The 14,147-nt window shown below is 59.7% G+C and carries 12 protein-coding genes; all 12 read right to left on the bottom strand.

Going from position 1 to position 14,147, the window contains the following annotated elements:
• Positions 1-57 precede the first annotated feature (57 nt).
• On the bottom strand, positions 58-1,533 hold the full coding sequence (locus tag ACM530_RS19180; protein ID WP_071483261.1) for a sigma-54 dependent transcriptional regulator: 1,476 nt from the start codon (positions 1,531-1,533) through the stop codon (positions 58-60).
• 170 nt (positions 1,534-1,703) lie between these two features.
• Positions 1,704-2,000 carry a flagellar protein FliT gene (locus tag ACM530_RS19175; RefSeq protein WP_145158887.1) on the bottom strand — a complete coding sequence of 99 codons (297 nt, stop codon included), beginning with the start codon at positions 1,998-2,000 and terminating at the stop codon, positions 1,704-1,706.
• A gap of 24 nt (positions 2,001-2,024) precedes the next feature.
• Positions 2,025-2,414 carry a flagellar export chaperone FliS gene (gene fliS / locus ACM530_RS19170; RefSeq protein WP_106576450.1) on the bottom strand — a complete coding sequence of 130 codons (390 nt, stop codon included), beginning with the start codon at positions 2,412-2,414 and terminating at the stop codon, positions 2,025-2,027.
• 140 nt (positions 2,415-2,554) lie between these two features.
• Positions 2,555-3,967, bottom strand: a complete 1,413-nt coding sequence (gene fliD / locus ACM530_RS19165; protein WP_242195629.1) for a flagellar filament capping protein FliD — start codon at positions 3,965-3,967, stop codon at positions 2,555-2,557.
• Positions 3,968-4,047: 80 nt separating this feature from the next.
• Complete coding sequence (locus ACM530_RS19160) at positions 4,048-4,407, bottom strand: flagellar protein FlaG (protein WP_416362904.1); 360 nt, start codon at positions 4,405-4,407, stop codon at positions 4,048-4,050.
• 75 nt (positions 4,408-4,482) lie between these two features.
• Positions 4,483-5,928 (bottom strand): flagellin, encoded by a 1,446-nt coding sequence (locus tag ACM530_RS19155; RefSeq protein ID WP_145158893.1) that lies wholly within the window; start codon positions 5,926-5,928, stop codon positions 4,483-4,485.
• A 267-nt stretch (positions 5,929-6,195) separates the two neighbouring features.
• The gene (locus ACM530_RS19150; protein ID WP_145158895.1) at positions 6,196-7,125 is read right to left on the bottom strand and encodes a ketoacyl-ACP synthase III; all 930 of its coding nucleotides are present in this window, start codon (positions 7,123-7,125) and stop codon (positions 6,196-6,198) included.
• A gap of 277 nt (positions 7,126-7,402) precedes the next feature.
• On the bottom strand, positions 7,403-8,986 hold the full coding sequence (locus ACM530_RS19145; RefSeq protein ID WP_262208277.1) for a flagellar hook-associated protein 3: 1,584 nt from the start codon (positions 8,984-8,986) through the stop codon (positions 7,403-7,405).
• 14 nt (positions 8,987-9,000) lie between these two features.
• Positions 9,001-11,037: a flagellar hook-associated protein FlgK gene (gene flgK, locus ACM530_RS19140; protein WP_416362903.1), complete on the bottom strand. Its 2,037-nt coding sequence runs from the start codon at positions 11,035-11,037 to the stop codon at positions 9,001-9,003.
• A gap of 10 nt (positions 11,038-11,047) precedes the next feature.
• Entirely contained in the window at positions 11,048-12,316 is a 1,269-nt protein-coding gene (gene flgJ / locus ACM530_RS19135; RefSeq protein WP_416362902.1) for a flagellar assembly peptidoglycan hydrolase FlgJ, read from the bottom strand.
• Positions 12,317-12,319: 3 nt separating this feature from the next.
• The gene (locus tag ACM530_RS19130) at positions 12,320-13,408 is read right to left on the bottom strand and encodes a flagellar basal body P-ring protein FlgI (protein ID WP_145159575.1); all 1,089 of its coding nucleotides are present in this window, start codon (positions 13,406-13,408) and stop codon (positions 12,320-12,322) included.
• Positions 13,409-13,435: 27 nt separating this feature from the next.
• Positions 13,436-14,131, bottom strand: coding sequence for a flagellar basal body L-ring protein FlgH (gene flgH, locus ACM530_RS19125; protein ID WP_003214607.1), 696 nt, complete (start codon positions 14,129-14,131; stop codon positions 13,436-13,438).
• Positions 14,132-14,147 lie beyond the last annotated feature (16 nt).

Raw genomic sequence — 14,147 nt, 5'->3', positions numbered from 1 at the left:
AGCAATACCCGTGCCGAAAAAAATAGACCTATCTATCAGTCAGTTAAAAAACAGGCGTCAATCATCCGCCTGTTCGTCACCTTCGCGACGGCTCATGCCGTACTTGCGCATCTTCTCCACCAAGGTGGTGCGACGGATGCGCAGGCGTTCGGCGGCGCGCGCGACAATGCCATTGGCATCGTCCAGCGCCTGCTGGATCAGGCCTTGTTCGAGGCTACCGAGGTAGTCCTTCAAGTCCAGGCCCTCGGGCGGCAGCATGGCGGTGGAACCGAAGTCCGGCGTATGGCCGTTGATGGCCACGCGCTCTTCCAGGTCACTGCGCAGGCTGTCTACCAGTTGCTCGTCTTCGTCGTCGACGTAGCGGAATTTCTTCGGCAGCTCGACCACGCCGATCACACCGTACGGGTGCATGATGGCCATGCGCTCGACCAGGTTGGCCAGCTCACGGACGTTGCCCGGCCAGCCGTGACGGCACAGAGACATGATCGCGGCGGAGTTGAAGCGAATCGAGCCGCGCTTTTCGTGTTCCATGCGCGAGATCAGTTCGTTCATCAGCAGCGGGATGTCTTCCACGCGCTCACGCAGCGGGGCCATCTCGATAGGGAATACGTTGAGGCGGTAGTACAGGTCTTCGCGGAAGCTGCCGACCTCAATCATGCTTTCGAGGTTTTTGTGCGTGGCCGCGATGATGCGCACATCGACGCTCTGGGTCTTGTTGCTGCCCACGCGCTCGAAGGTGCGCTCCTGCAACACGCGCAACAGCTTGACCTGCATCGGCAGCGGCATGTCGCCGATTTCGTCAAGAAACAGGGTGCCGCCATTGGCCAGTTCGAAACGCCCGGCACGGCTGGTGATCGCCCCGGTAAAGGCGCCCTTCTCGTGGCCGAACAGTTCGCTTTCGAGCAACTCTGCCGGGATCGCCCCGCAGTTGACCGGCACGAACGGCCCGTCGCGGCGCTTGGAGTGATAGTGCAGGTTGCGTGCGACCACTTCCTTGCCGGTGCCGGACTCGCCGAGGATCAATACGCTGGCGTCGGTATCGGCCACTTGCTGCATCATCTGGCGTACGTGCTGGATCGCACGGCTGGTGCCGACGAGGCTGCGAAACAGGTTGGGTTCGCGATGACGACCGCGCTCGCGGGCCTGGTCATACATCTCGCGGTAGACCTGGGCACGGTGCAGGGAGTCGAGCAATTTGCTGTAGCTGGGCGGCATTTCCAGGGTGGAAAGCACGCGGCGGCGCTGGTCTTCCGGAAGGTCCACGGAAGAAATATCGCCCATCAGCAACACCGGAAGGAACTCATCCCAGGTAGACAGTGTCTTTAACAAGCCCAGAACTGCGCCAGGAGCGTTGACCGTCCCGATCAACACACAGATGACTTCACGGCTCGACGACAAAGAGCTGACCGCCTGCTGCCAGTCATGGCTACCGCAGGGCAAATTTTCTTCACCAAGAAAATTCAAAATTACCGCTAAATCGCGGCGGCGGACGCTATCGTCATCAATCAGCAGAATTTTGGTTTCACGCCACATGCAATAGCAACTTCCCTAGTAAAACGCTCTGCCCCAGAGTGAGGGCAATCTAGACGTTTGTAAGATTTCTTACCCTACTAGACGTCTGAAATCTGAAAACAGCACTAGTTAAGTCAAAAATGCTGGCACAGTCAAATATATGACGCGCCGTTCGGATTAACTGAGCCCATTCAGCCGAACAGATGGTAAACCTTTGACGCGCTTTCCGCTCGGTTGATCTGCGACATCTCTTCGAAAATCGCCTGGCGTTCGCCAGTCGTCACCTCAAGCAACTGCTGATACACCGCCAGCAAGCTTTGCAGCTTTTCCCGCAGGGCATCCTCGTCCACCGGCGCATTGTTGAGCGCCTCATCGATCACCGCACGACACCCCATATCCAGTTCGCCGATAGCGTCCCAGTTACGGTGGGCCAGTGCGTCAACCAAGGCTTCGCGGGTCTCGTCAATCCGTTGCAGGGCGTGGCTCATGACATCATCCTCAGGCCAACAGGCCTACAGTGTTGCAATACCGTCCCAGCCTTCCTTGAGCGTAATCATCAGGCCGGCTACTTCGTCGATCATGGCGACATCGCTCTTGCTGTTGGCTTCCAGCAGGCGCGTGGTCATGTAGGCATACAGATTGTCCAACTGCTGCAACGCGGCCGGATCATCGGTTTTTTCCGGATTAAGGCCATCACGCAAGCCGATCAGGATGTCGATCGCCTTGCCCAGCAGCAAACCTTTTTGCGCGATATCACCACGAGCCATGGCGCCTTTGGCCTGAGCCATGCGATCCAACGCGCCTTCCATCAGCATCTGGACCAGACGGTGCGGGCTGGCTTCGGAGATCTGGGCATGGGAATTGACCTTCTGGTATTGGCGAAGGGCTCTCATGGGATTCATGTTTCTACCTCGTGACAGGCAACAGCTAAATAGGATGGGCTCTGACTAATATGTCGACTGGGTCGCAAAAAACTTTAACCGCAAGTCGGCTGAAGGCGGCGCCCGATGGCGGTAATCACCAGCGGGCGGCTTCATCGGGATCAACTGTCCGAAGACGTCTTGTTCAGCGCGTTGAGCGTGCTCATGACACTGGAACGCTGACTGGTGAGCTGGGCCACCAGGTTGTTCATCGTCGTGTACTTGGCGGTCAGGCTGGTCTTCAGGGCAGCCATACGCGCGGTCAGGGTGTCCTGCTGGTTCTGCAGGTCCTTGAGATCGTCCGACAGCGTCGACGAACGCGTGGCCAGCACGCCGGTGTTGCTCAGTGCATAGCTGTCGGTCGCGCTTTTCATGCGCGCCAGCAAGCCATTGTCACCGTTGAAAATGCCGCCGATGTCGGTGGGGTTGGTGGCAATCGCTGCACCGAATACCTTGTCGTCGATACTTAACTTGCCGGTGCCGGAGTCCGTGTTCACGCCAAATTGCGCCAGGGACTTCAACGTGCCCGTGCCCGTCATTGCGTTCAGCTCGCTACGCAACGCGGTCTGCAGGGAGCGCATGGTGGCATCGCCTGTCAGCGCAGCGCGCGTGGTGGAACCGTCCGCGTTGGTGGTGACCGCGGTCTCGGTGTTCATGGCCGTCATCAACGCGTTGTAGGTGTCGACAAAACCCTTCACCGAACTTTTGAGGGTGTCGTTGCTGCGGGTGACCGTAATGGTCGATGACACGCGCGTAACGCCGTCAGGGAGCGTCCCTGTAACCCCGGCAGGCAGAGGCGACACCGCCGTCAACTTGATGCTCACACCACTGATCGCCTCGGTCAGGGTATTGCTCTTGGATTCCTGAGCCGTGCCGTCAATGGTGTATTTAGCGTTTTGCGGTGGATCACCCACAACCGACGAACCCGCTTCCAGGCCGGAGTTACCCCCCAGGGTAATGTCCGTGCCGGCGCCGGTATTGGTCGAGGTCATGACCAGGCGAGAACCGGTGGCGTCAGTCAGGATGTTGGCACTCAGGCCAACACTGCTGTATTGCGCGTTGATCGAGTCACGCACTTGTTGCAGCGTCGCGCCTGGCGGAACACTGACCCCGTAACTCTGACCTGACTGGGAAATTTCCAGGGTCGTCGCGGTGGTGCCGGTATTGACGACGGTTTTCGCGCCGGTTGAATAATTCTGAGTAGCAACCTTCGAGGCGGTCGCCAACTGGTTGACGATCAGCTGATAACTGCCCGCAGACGCACCGGCACCCAAGGTGACGGTGGACACGTTGGCATCCGACGTCGTCGCCGTCAGGCCGCCGATACTGGCGTCCTTGGTCATGTTGTCCATGGCACCACGGAAGGCATCCAGCGCGGCTTGAATCTTGCCGATCGAGGACAGCTGGGCAGTCGACGTTTGCGTCTGCTTGTTGATCTGCGATTGCTTCGGCGCCTGTTCCGCGTTCACCAATGCCGTCACGATCTGCTGGGTATCAATGCCCGTAACGGGGCCGCTAACTGATATATCACCCATGATTCTTCTCCTGATCCGGGGCTGGCGCTTTATTGACGGACGAAGCCTAAAGCAGCTACAGCAACAAAATTCATGCCAGCTCAGACTTTGGCGTCAAACAATACGCTGCTGGCGTCATGAAGGCTTTGTGCGAGTTTCAATGCCGTTTCCGATGGGATCTGACGAATGACCTCGCCGCTTTCGGTCGCTATGACCTTGACGACTACCTGATGGGTGGAGTCATCAATGGAAAAGTCCAGGTTGCGCTGGGCAGCCTGGACGAATTTGCGAATATCCGTGACCGCCTGTTCAAGGTCGGACGGCTTCGAGTCCTGCTTGGGTTGGACCGTGGCAGCCAAAGGATCAACCCTGGTTTTCTGCGGGTCGTTGTTCACGGGAGCAGGAGCGCTCTGTGGCGCCACTGCCGGATAAGACAGGTTCAACTTCACGCTCATGTCCATGCCCAATCTCCTCATCACGCAAAAGACAAAAGGGCACGTAAACGCGCCCTTCCGTCATTCATCTACCGATGGCTATTACTGAAGCAGCTTCAGTACAGCGGAAGGCAGTTGGTTGGCCTGGGACAGGATCGCAGTGGAAGCCTGTTGCAGGGTTTGTTGCTTGGTCAGCTGAGCAGTTTCTGCAGCGTAGTCAACGTCCTGGATCTGACCGCGAGCGGCGCTGGAGTTGTCCGAGATGCTCTGCAGGTTGGCAACGGTGTTGTCGAAACGGTTTTGTACAGCACCGAGACCGGCACGCTGGGAGTCGATGTCCGAGATCGCCTGGGTGATCACGTCGATCGAGTTCTGTGCGTTGGCAGCAGTGGTGATGTCAGTGTTGTTGACGGTGGTTTTGGTGGAGTTGGCAGCAGTACCAGTAGCTGCGAACAGACCGGTCACACCGGCGCCGCTCAGCGAGTAGCTGCTGGAGGAGTTCAGCGACACTGCGCCAGTAGCGACGATCGGGCCAGCGTCCAGTGCAACGGCTGTGCCGAATGCACCGCTGCCGTCCTGAGTAGCGACCTTGACACCTGCAACAGCACCGGCATCGCCAGCGTTGAAGGTCAGGTTCTCACCGGTATCGGACTTGACCGACAGAGCGTTGGTGGTCGAATCGTAGTTAACGGTGATGCCCAGTTTGGCAGCGTTGGACTTCAGCTGGTCAGCCAGGTCCGATGTGCTGGTCACGCCAGTGAACTGGACAGCAGTACCGCTGCCGACTTTCAGGGTGAAGTTGGCGCTGGCAGGGCTGGCAGCAGCAATGGCAGTGGAGTCAACGGAGAACTGGGCAACAGTGCTGGCAGTAGCAGCCAGGCCGCCGACAGCGCCGTTCATTTGAGCAGCGATCTGCTTGGCGGAAGCGCCGGCAGCGATGGTCAGGTTGGTCGACTGGCCGCCACCGGTAACGGTGATTGCGCCGCCGGCAACGCCGGTTGCACTTGGCGCTACGCCTTGAGTTTTCAGCTGCTGCGAACCAATGTTGTTGGCTGCAACGTTACCGATGCTCATGTCGATGGTCTGGTTGGCGTTGGCGCCGACCTGGAACGAAGTAGTACCGAAAGAACCGTCCAGCAGGTTCTTGCCACCGAAAGTAGTGGTGGTAGCGATACGGGTCAATTCAGCAGTCAGCGCTGCGTATTGAGCCTGGTTCGACTTACGGTCTTCAGCGCTTGGCGAGCCGTTGGCGGATTGCAGAGCCAGGGTACGCATGCTTTGCAGGATGTTGGTGGACTGCTGCATTGCGCCTTCAGCGGTCTGAGCAATCGAGCTACCGTCGTTGGCGTTTTTGATTGCAACGCCCAGGCCGTTGATCTGGCTGGTCAGACGGTTGGAGATTTGCAGGCCGGCCGCGTCGTCTTTGGCGCTGTTGATACGCAGGCCGGAGGACAGACGCTGCATGGAAGTTTGCAGGGCGCCGGAAGCCTTGTTCAGGTTGTTCTGAACGTTCAACGAAGCAAGGTTAGTGTTTACTGTTAAAGCCATGACGAAATCCTCGTGGGTGGTGTACTGCGGCTTCCGGCCCTGGCAACCGCCGGGTGTGGCCTAGAGAACCTTCGTAATAGTTATCGTCGTGAATGCAGGTTGCTTGAGGACTTTTTTGATTTTTTTTACTAGCAACGGGCCATCCTTTGTAATTCAAGCATTTACGATAGCCCAAACGCCCGCAAATGCTGGGTTTTCTGGCGCCAAATAAAAAACGCCCAGGCTTTTACAAGCCTGGGCGTTTTTGTGTGCAGCTCTATCAGGGCATCACGGACGATAGAGAATCGCCGAACCCCACGACAAGCCAACCCCAAATCCGCTGATTGCGACACGCTTCCAGTCGCCGTCCATCATGTGCTTTTCAAGCAGCAGTGGAATGCTGGAAGACACGGTATTGCCGGTCTCGACCATGTCCTTGATGAATTTCTCCACCGGGGCGTCTTCAAAACGCCGCGCCACGGCGTCGACAATCGCCGCACTGCCCTGGTGAATGCAGAAGGCATCGATTTCGTCTGCCTTGAGCTGCGATTCGTTGAGCAGCTCATGCAGATGCGCCGGCACTTTGAGCAGGGCAAAGTTAAACACCTGGCGGCCATTCATGAAAAACACGCCGTCGCTGACCTTCAGATGCGGCGCACCGGAACCGTCAGTGCCGAACTTCGACTTGCCGAGCAACCACGGGGCATCTTCACCCATCCAGGTGGCAGTGGCGGCATCGCCGAAGAGCATGGTGGTGTTGCGGTCTTCCGGGTCAACGATCTTCGAATACGGGTCGGCGGTGATCAGCAGGCCGTTTTTCAGGCCGGTGGCTTCCATGAAGCCTTTCATCGCGTAGATGCCGTAGACATAGCCCGAGCAACCCAGCGAGATATCAAACGCCGCCACGTGGGTCGGCAGGCCCAGTTTGTCCTGGACGATGGCGGCCGTGTGGGGCAAGCCTTCCTCATCGCCGTTTTGGGTCACGACGATCAGCGCGTCGATCGACTCGCGCTTCAAATCAGGGTTGTTGGCAAACAAGGCGTTGACCGCCTCGACGCACAGGTCGGAGGTTTCCTGCGCAGCATCCTTGCGCGGCAGGAACGCCGAACCGATCTTGCCAATGATGAAGTCCTCATCCTTGGCGAATTTGGCGCCCTGGGCGTAGTTATCGACCCCGTCTGCCGGCACGTAACTGGCGATGCTTTTTATGCCAATCATTGTGGCTTCCCAATACTAAATAGCTGGATAACACCCCTCGGGCTACGCCGGGAGCGCTGACAATAAAGGGGATAACCCCGTAAAAATATCGCTGAAAGCCCCCGCGCAAAGACCCTGCGACGACTTATCCTTTTCACACGATACAGTGAAGATGCGCTTTATGACTCACAGGTCACTCAATTTTGTGCGCTTTGTGCAAAACCCTGCAACATTCTCGGCCCCAGAAACAACAACGGCCCACCCTGTTGCCAGGGTGGGCCGCTTGTTCGCTCGCCGGTTACATGCGGCTGAACAGGCTCAACTGGGAGATCTTCACAAACGCCAGCTGCGAAGCCTGCAGCATGGTCTGCTGCAATGTCAGGTCAATGGCCGCCTGGCCCATGTCAACGTTCGCCAGCGATGACATGGTGGAGGTGTTGGCCAGCCCCAGGCTGGTGTTTTCCTGGCTCTGGATATCCAGGGCGTTCTGGCGCGCGCCAATCGAGCCACGCACCTGGTCGATCTGCGCCGAAGCGTTGGCCAGGTTACCGATGGAGGTATTGATCACGTCCTTGAGATTGTTCATGGCAACCGGGTCGCCATCTGCCGGGGTTTCCAGCGCCTTGCGCAGTTGGCCCAGCGTGTCCAGGGCGTTCATGTTCTTGTTGCTGGTGGCATTCACCGAAAACTGATCACCCGCCCCCGGCGCGCCGCTCACATCAAAGGTCACCCCGGCAGCCGTGATCGACGTCGCGCCGGTGGCCATGGTGCCCGTGGCAATCGACTTACTGTTCGCCGAGTACGGCTGGGCGTACACCTCATAGTCATTGCCGCTGGTGAACTTGATCACCGCGCCCGAGTTCGGAAAGGTGCTGGCGTAGGCTGCCTGGTCGGTGACCCGGCCACCGGTCAACTGCGCCGTAGACGGATTACTGGCTGTACGCGAACTGCTGAACGTGTCCGGCTTGCTCTCCAGCGTAAAGGCCTTGCCCGCCACCAGCGCGTCAGACGGCGCGCCCGAGGCCACATCAGACCCAAGGTTCAGGCTGATGTCGAACTTGACCCCGCGCAGGTTGACGCTGGACGCGCCTTCCTTGGTGGAATCAAATGTGCCGTTACCGGTGATCTCGGACGTTACGTCGTTGCCGTCCTTGTCGGTCACGCTGTATTGGGTACTGCTGGAGAAGGTCAGCTTGTACGGCTGGCCATCGGCAAAATTCTTCGTGTAAGCGGTGCCCGAGGTGACCAGGCCCGCCGAAATCGCGATTTTGCCGTCGTTGACCGCTGGCGGCAAAATCGTCGCCTGAGTGCGGCCGGTGTTGCCGGAGCTTTCCAGCAGCGTCTTGCCGGTATCGCCCGCGGCAACCGTCAAGTTGCTCGACACTTGCAGGCTCAGCGGCGTCTCATCACCCTGGTAGGTGTAGGTGCCATCGTTGTTACGGCTGTAGGGCGGCGTGTCGGTCTTGGCCCCGGAAAACATGTAGTTGCCACTGGAATCCTTGGTGTTGAGCAAACCCAACACCTGGTCTTCGAGCGCGCCGACCTGAGCGGCGATAGCCTTGCGGTCGTCATTGCTGAGCTTGAGGTTACCCGCCTGCAACGCCAGGCCGCTGGCGGTTTGCATGGCCGTGTTGATGCTCGACAACACGCTTTCCTCGTTGGTCAGCGAGTTTTGCAGGCTGGTGATGTTGCCGTTGTACTGGCCCAGCATGTCTTTCTGCTGTTGCAGCATCAGCAATTGCGCGGCGGCTACCGGATCATCCGAAGCGGTCTGCACGCGCACGCCGGAGCTGGCCTGGTCCTGAGCCTTCACCACACCCGAATAGTTATCCTGATATTTGGCGGAGCTGGTGTCGAAATACTGCTGTGTAGAGATACGCATCGTTCCAGACTCCTTTAAAGGGCGTTGATCAGTGTGCTGAAGGTTTCTTGCGCGGCCTTGATGATCTGCGACGACGCGGTGTAGTACTGCTGGAACTTGATCATGTCGCCCGCCTCCTCATCCAGGTTGACCTGGGACACCGAGTCGCTGGCCGCCTTGTTCGCGGCCAGCAATGCGCCGGTGGCGGTGCTGTCGGTGTTGGCCTGGGCAGCCTTGGAACCGACTTGGGACACCAGCCGGCTGTTGGCACTGACCAGGCTCACGCCCGCATTGCCATCTACCGCGCCGACCGTCGCCTTGCTCTGCAAACCCAGCAATTGCTGAGCGTTGCGGCCATCGGAGGTGGCGCCGCTGTTGAACGAGAAAGTCGTGCTGTCGCCGTTGGCGGGTGCGCCCGCCACCGTGGTGTCGAAACTGAAGCTCTTGCCTGGAATCAACGTACCGCTGGCATCACGCATTGGCACACTGATAGAGACCTTGTTGCCCTGGCCCGGAATGATGCTGCCGGTGCCGATCGAGTTGCCCTGGGCATCGCTCACTGTGTAGGACTGGGTGCCGTCTGCCGCAGGCTTGCCAAACACCATCTTCACTGGCATCGAGTTTTCGATCCCGGTGCGCAATTGCGCGCTGGCGGCGCCACCATTGATATCGATCGGCAGCGTCAATGTCGGTGGTGTGAACGTGCCGGTGCCAGTGTTGGTAGTACTGGAATTACCGGCCAGTGGCGCCGCGAACGCGAGCTTGTTCGGGTCCTTGAGGTCGACACTGATGTTGCTGGCCCCGGTCGCCGTCGGGCTGACCTTGAAGCTGTCACCGGCAGCCATCGGCCCCTTGCCATCCAGTGCCAGGGTGAAGCCGTCGATCACGGGCGGCGGCGTGGTGGTGGTGTCGAACGAGCCCATGGCTTTGCCGTCGGAGCGCACCACGTTGTACTGGTTGCCGCTGGTGAAGGTGACTTTGTAGTCGAAGGTCGAGAGCTTGCTGCTGTCGGCAATCGTCACATTCAGGTTGCCCGAGCCTGCGCTGTTGCCCGAGGCTGCCTGGCTACGCTGGGTGATGGCCGCGGCGCTGTTGATGTCGCTGAACAACGAAGAACCGAAATCGCTGTTCAGGTCCAGGCCCTGGCCCAACTGGCTGTTGACGCTGTCAGCGGTGGCAATGGCAATGCGGCCCAGGTCATTGATGGCCGGCATCAGCGCATCACTGCGATAACGCAACAGGCCGCCGATGCTGCCGCCGGACACCACGTTGCCGATGTCCATCGGCGTGTCGCCCATGTTGAGCTGAATGGTGTACTGGCTGTTGTCGGTTTTGCTCGGCACCGCCGAAATCGTGTTGGCCACACCGCCTTCGACCAGCGACTGGCCGGTGCCGGTGGTGATGCTGAACTGGCCGTTCTTCTCGGTGGCCGTTACGCCGATCAGCTCGTTGAGCGAACGCACTGCCTCGTTACGCGCATCCAGCAGGTTGGCCGGCGCACTGGTCGACGAGCCCTGGGCGGTTGAAATTTGCGTGTTCAGCGAGGCAATCGACGAGGTCAGCTTATTGACCTGATCACTCATGGTGCTCAGCTGACTGTTGATGCTTTCTTTTTGCTGGGTCAGTTGGGTGGAGATCGCGTTGAAGCGGTCGCTCAAGGTCTGGGCGCTGGTCACCAGCAGCTGGCGCGCAGACACGTCGCTGGGGGTCGCTGCCGCGGTTTGCAGGGACGCGAAAAACGCGCTGAGCACGGCAGACATGCCGGTGGACTTGTCAGACAGGGTCTTGTCAATCGCAGCCGCCTGGCCCGCGTAGGCGGTGGCGTCGCTGTTGAGGGCCGTGCTGCTCTGGTAAGCGGCGCCCAAAAAATCGTTATAGATGCGGCGCACATCCGCCAGGGTCGTGCCGCTGCCGATGTACACGCCACCGTACTGATTGCTGGCGCTGGCGTTCTGGGTGGTCTGCTGACGCGAGTATCCCGGGGTGTTGACGTTGGCAATGTTGTTACTCAGGACCGACAACGATCCTTGAGCGGCGTTGAGCCCCGACATCCCGATATTGAGCAAACTCATGATTCAGACCTTATAAATGAGTGGATGCGCCCGCGGCAGCGTAATCCTGGTAACTGTTCATCGTTTTGGCGATCTGCGAAATCTTGCTGGCGTAGTCCGGGTCGGTTGCATATCCGGCTTTTTGCAACTCGCGCACAAACTGTTCCGGGTTGTCGGCTGATTTCACAACTTCTTTATAGCGATCATTGCTTTGCAGCAATGTCACCAGATCGTGGAAGCTGTCCTGATAGGAGTTGTAGGAACGGAACTGCGCCGTTTCCTTGACCATCGACCCATCACGAAACTCGCTGGTAATTGCACGCGCCTGGCCGCCCTGCCAACTCTGCCCGGCCTTGATGCCGAACAGGTTGTGACTGCTGCTGCCGTCCTCGGCGCGCATCACTGATTTGCCCCAACCGGTTTCCAGCGCGGCCTGGGCCACCAGGTACTTGGGATCGACACCGATGCGCGCGGCGGCCGCCTTGGCCATCGGCAGCATGGTGGCGACAAATTCATCCTGCGAGCTGAAGGCTTTCTTCGCCGGCGCCAGCGGTGGCTGGGCGATGGCGCGACCATACACCTGCATGCGCCCGCTCGGTACGGCAATGCTGCGCGCGCTGCTGTTGACCACGTTGTCGGCGGCGGCGCTGTTACGCAGCGGCGCGCTCTTGGCATCGATGGCGACCGGCGCGTTCGGCACGATACCGGCCAACAGACGGTCAGTCAGCTTGCTCGGCAAGGCGATACGGCGCTGGTTCATCAGCTCCATGTCGTTGGCGTGCGTACTCGCGCCTTCAGGCACGGCCACGCGATAAGCCCACAGCGGACGCTGGCCATTGGAGCGGCCCAACGGCCCTGCGGCCTGGGTGCCTGCGGCGATTTCAGTCGGCACATCGACCTTCTTCGCCGGCGCCGGCGCCGCCTCCGGGCCCTGCAACGTGGCCGCCTGGGCGTCCACCGGCTTGTTCTTCTGCATCTGGCGCATCAGCACGTCGGCCAGGCCAATACCACCGCCTTCGCGAGACATCGAAACCGCCAACTGCTGGTCGTACATTTCCTGGTATTGCTTGGCCGCCGGCGTATTCAGCGGGTTGTCCTTGCCCAGCGCTTCCGTAGCCGAGCGCATGGACTTGAGCATCTCGCTGAGGAACAGCGACTCGAACTCCTGCGCGACTTTGCGCATGTTGCCTTCGCTGTTCTTGTCGGCGCCGACCTTGAGCTGGTTAAGCCGGTTCAGGTCGGAGTAAGACCCCGAATCCGCCGTGCTGCTGATCCCGCTCTGGCGCATATCCATGACCATGGCTCAGATCACTATCAGGTCGGCTTGCAAGGCGCCGGCCTGTTTCAGCGCTTCGAGGATCGCCATCAAGTCGCCTGGGGCTGCGCCCACCTGGTTCACCGCGCGGACAATCTCGTCCAGTGTGGTGCCGGGGCCGAACTTGAACATCGGCTTGGCTTCTTGCTGAGCATTCACCCGCGACCGCGGCACCACCGCCGTCTGGCCATTGGACAAGGGCCCAGGCTGACTGACGATCGGGTCTTCGGTGATGGTCACGGTCAGGCTGCCGTGGGTCACGGCCGCCGGCGATACCTTGACGTTCTGACCGATCACGATCGTGCCGGTACGCGAATTGATGATGACCTTGGCCACCGCCTGGCCTGGATCGACCTCAAGGTTTTCCAGGATCGACAGGTAATCGACGCGCTGGCTTGGGTCCAGTGGCGCGGTGACGCGGATCGAGCCGCCGTCAATGGCCTGAGCGACGCCAGGGCCGAGCATGTCGTTGATCTTGTCGACCACGCGCTTGGCGGTGGTGAAGTCCGAACGGTTGAGGTTCAAGGTCAGGCTGTTGCCCTGGTTGAAGCCGCTGGGCACGGTGCGTTCCACCATGGCGCCACCTGGAATTCGTCCGGCAGACGGCACGTTAACGGTGATCTTCGAACCGTCACGGCCCTCGGCGTCAAAACCACCGACCACCAGGTTGCCCTGGGCGATGGCGTAGACGTTGCCGTCGATACCCTTGAGCGGCGTCATCAGCAACGTGCCGCCGCGCAGGCTTTTGGAGTTACCGATGGACGAGACAGTGATGTCCACCACCTGACCCGGCTTGGCGAACGCCGGCAGATCGGCACTGATGGACACGGCCGCAACGTTTTTCAGCTGCACGTTGCCCGAGCCCGCCGGCACCTTGATGCCGAACTGCGAGAGCATGTTGTTGAAGGTCTGCAGGGTGAACGGGGTTTGGGTGGTCTGGTCACCCGTGCCGTTAAGCCCCACCACCAGGCCGTAGCCGATCAGTTGGTTGGAGCGCACGCCGGAAATACTGGCGATGTCTTTCAACCGCTCAGCAAAGGCCCCTGTGCTCAAGGCCAGCAACAACGCGGCAGCCATCAGCTGTTTGAGTTTCAAAGTGGCCACCTAGAAAGGGAACAGCGGGCTAAGGAAGAAACGGTCGAACCAGCCCGGCTGACTCGCATCAGCAAACGAACCCGTACCCGAGTAGGTAATGCGTGCATCGGCAATCCGCGTCGACGGCACGGTGTTGTCGGTAGAAATATCATCGGCGCGGACCATGCCCGCAATGCGCACCAGCTCGTCGCCGGTGTTGAGGGTCATCCACTTTTCACCGCGTACGGCGATGATGCCGTTGGGCAGTACATCGGCGACGGTCACGGTGATCGAACCGGTCAGGCTGTTGCCCTGCCCCGCCGCACTCTTGCCGTTGGTGGCGCGGTCGCCGCTATAGCCGGCGTCCAGGCTCAGGTCACCGCTGCCCAGCGGGTTATTGGTGTTGGGCACGCCACCGAACAGCGACGTCAGGCCAATGCTGGTCTTGCTGGTCTTGCCGATCTGCGAGTTGGCGTTTTTGCTGGCCTGGGTTTTCTCGTTCAGGGTGATGGTGATGATGTCACCCACGCGGAACGCCTTGCGGTCGCTGTACAGGTTCTGTTCGAAACCGGCCTGGTAGATCGAGCCATTGTTGGCCGCCGCCGGCAACGGCGTGCGCGGCAACACCGGCGCGTAGTACGGGTCATTGGGTTTTGGCGTCGGGGCGACACAGCCCGCGAGCACGGCGATCCCACTCAATGCCAGAACAGAAACATAGCGATTCATGACCCTAACCTCACGG

It is taken from the genome of Pseudomonas sp. NFX183, from assembly GCF_047943075.1.
Taxonomy (GTDB): Bacteria; Pseudomonadota; Gammaproteobacteria; order Pseudomonadales; family Pseudomonadaceae; genus Aquipseudomonas.
Note: the sequence above shows the minus strand (reverse complement) of the source record. Positions and strands in the feature narration are given on the sequence as shown.

Coding starts and splice junctions, on each gene's coding strand:
- ACM530_RS19180 (WP_071483261.1), bottom strand. CDS start 1,533: ATGTGGCGTGAAACCAAAATTCTGCTGATTGATGACGATAGCGTCCGC.
- ACM530_RS19175 (WP_145158887.1), bottom strand. CDS start 2,000: ATGAGCCACGCCCTGCAACGGATTGACGAGACCCGCGAAGCCTTGGTT.
- fliS (WP_106576450.1), bottom strand. CDS start 2,414: ATGAATCCCATGAGAGCCCTTCGCCAATACCAGAAGGTCAATTCCCAT.
- fliD (WP_242195629.1), bottom strand. CDS start 3,967: ATGGGTGATATATCAGTTAGCGGCCCCGTTACGGGCATTGATACCCAG.
- ACM530_RS19160 (WP_416362904.1), bottom strand. CDS start 4,407: ATGGACATGAGCGTGAAGTTGAACCTGTCTTATCCGGCAGTGGCGCCA.
- ACM530_RS19155 (WP_145158893.1), bottom strand. CDS start 5,928: ATGGCTTTAACAGTAAACACTAACCTTGCTTCGTTGAACGTTCAGAAC.
- ACM530_RS19150 (WP_145158895.1), bottom strand. CDS start 7,125: ATGATTGGCATAAAAAGCATCGCCAGTTACGTGCCGGCAGACGGGGTC.
- ACM530_RS19145 (WP_262208277.1), bottom strand. CDS start 8,986: ATGCGTATCTCTACACAGCAGTATTTCGACACCAGCTCCGCCAAATAT.
- flgK (WP_416362903.1), bottom strand. CDS start 11,037: ATGAGTTTGCTCAATATCGGGATGTCGGGGCTCAACGCCGCTCAAGGA.
- flgJ (WP_416362902.1), bottom strand. CDS start 12,316: ATGGTCATGGATATGCGCCAGAGCGGGATCAGCAGCACGGCGGATTCG.
- ACM530_RS19130 (WP_145159575.1), bottom strand. CDS start 13,408: ATGGCTGCCGCGTTGTTGCTGGCCTTGAGCACAGGGGCCTTTGCTGAG.
- flgH (WP_003214607.1), bottom strand. CDS start 14,131: ATGAATCGCTATGTTTCTGTTCTGGCATTGAGTGGGATCGCCGTGCTC.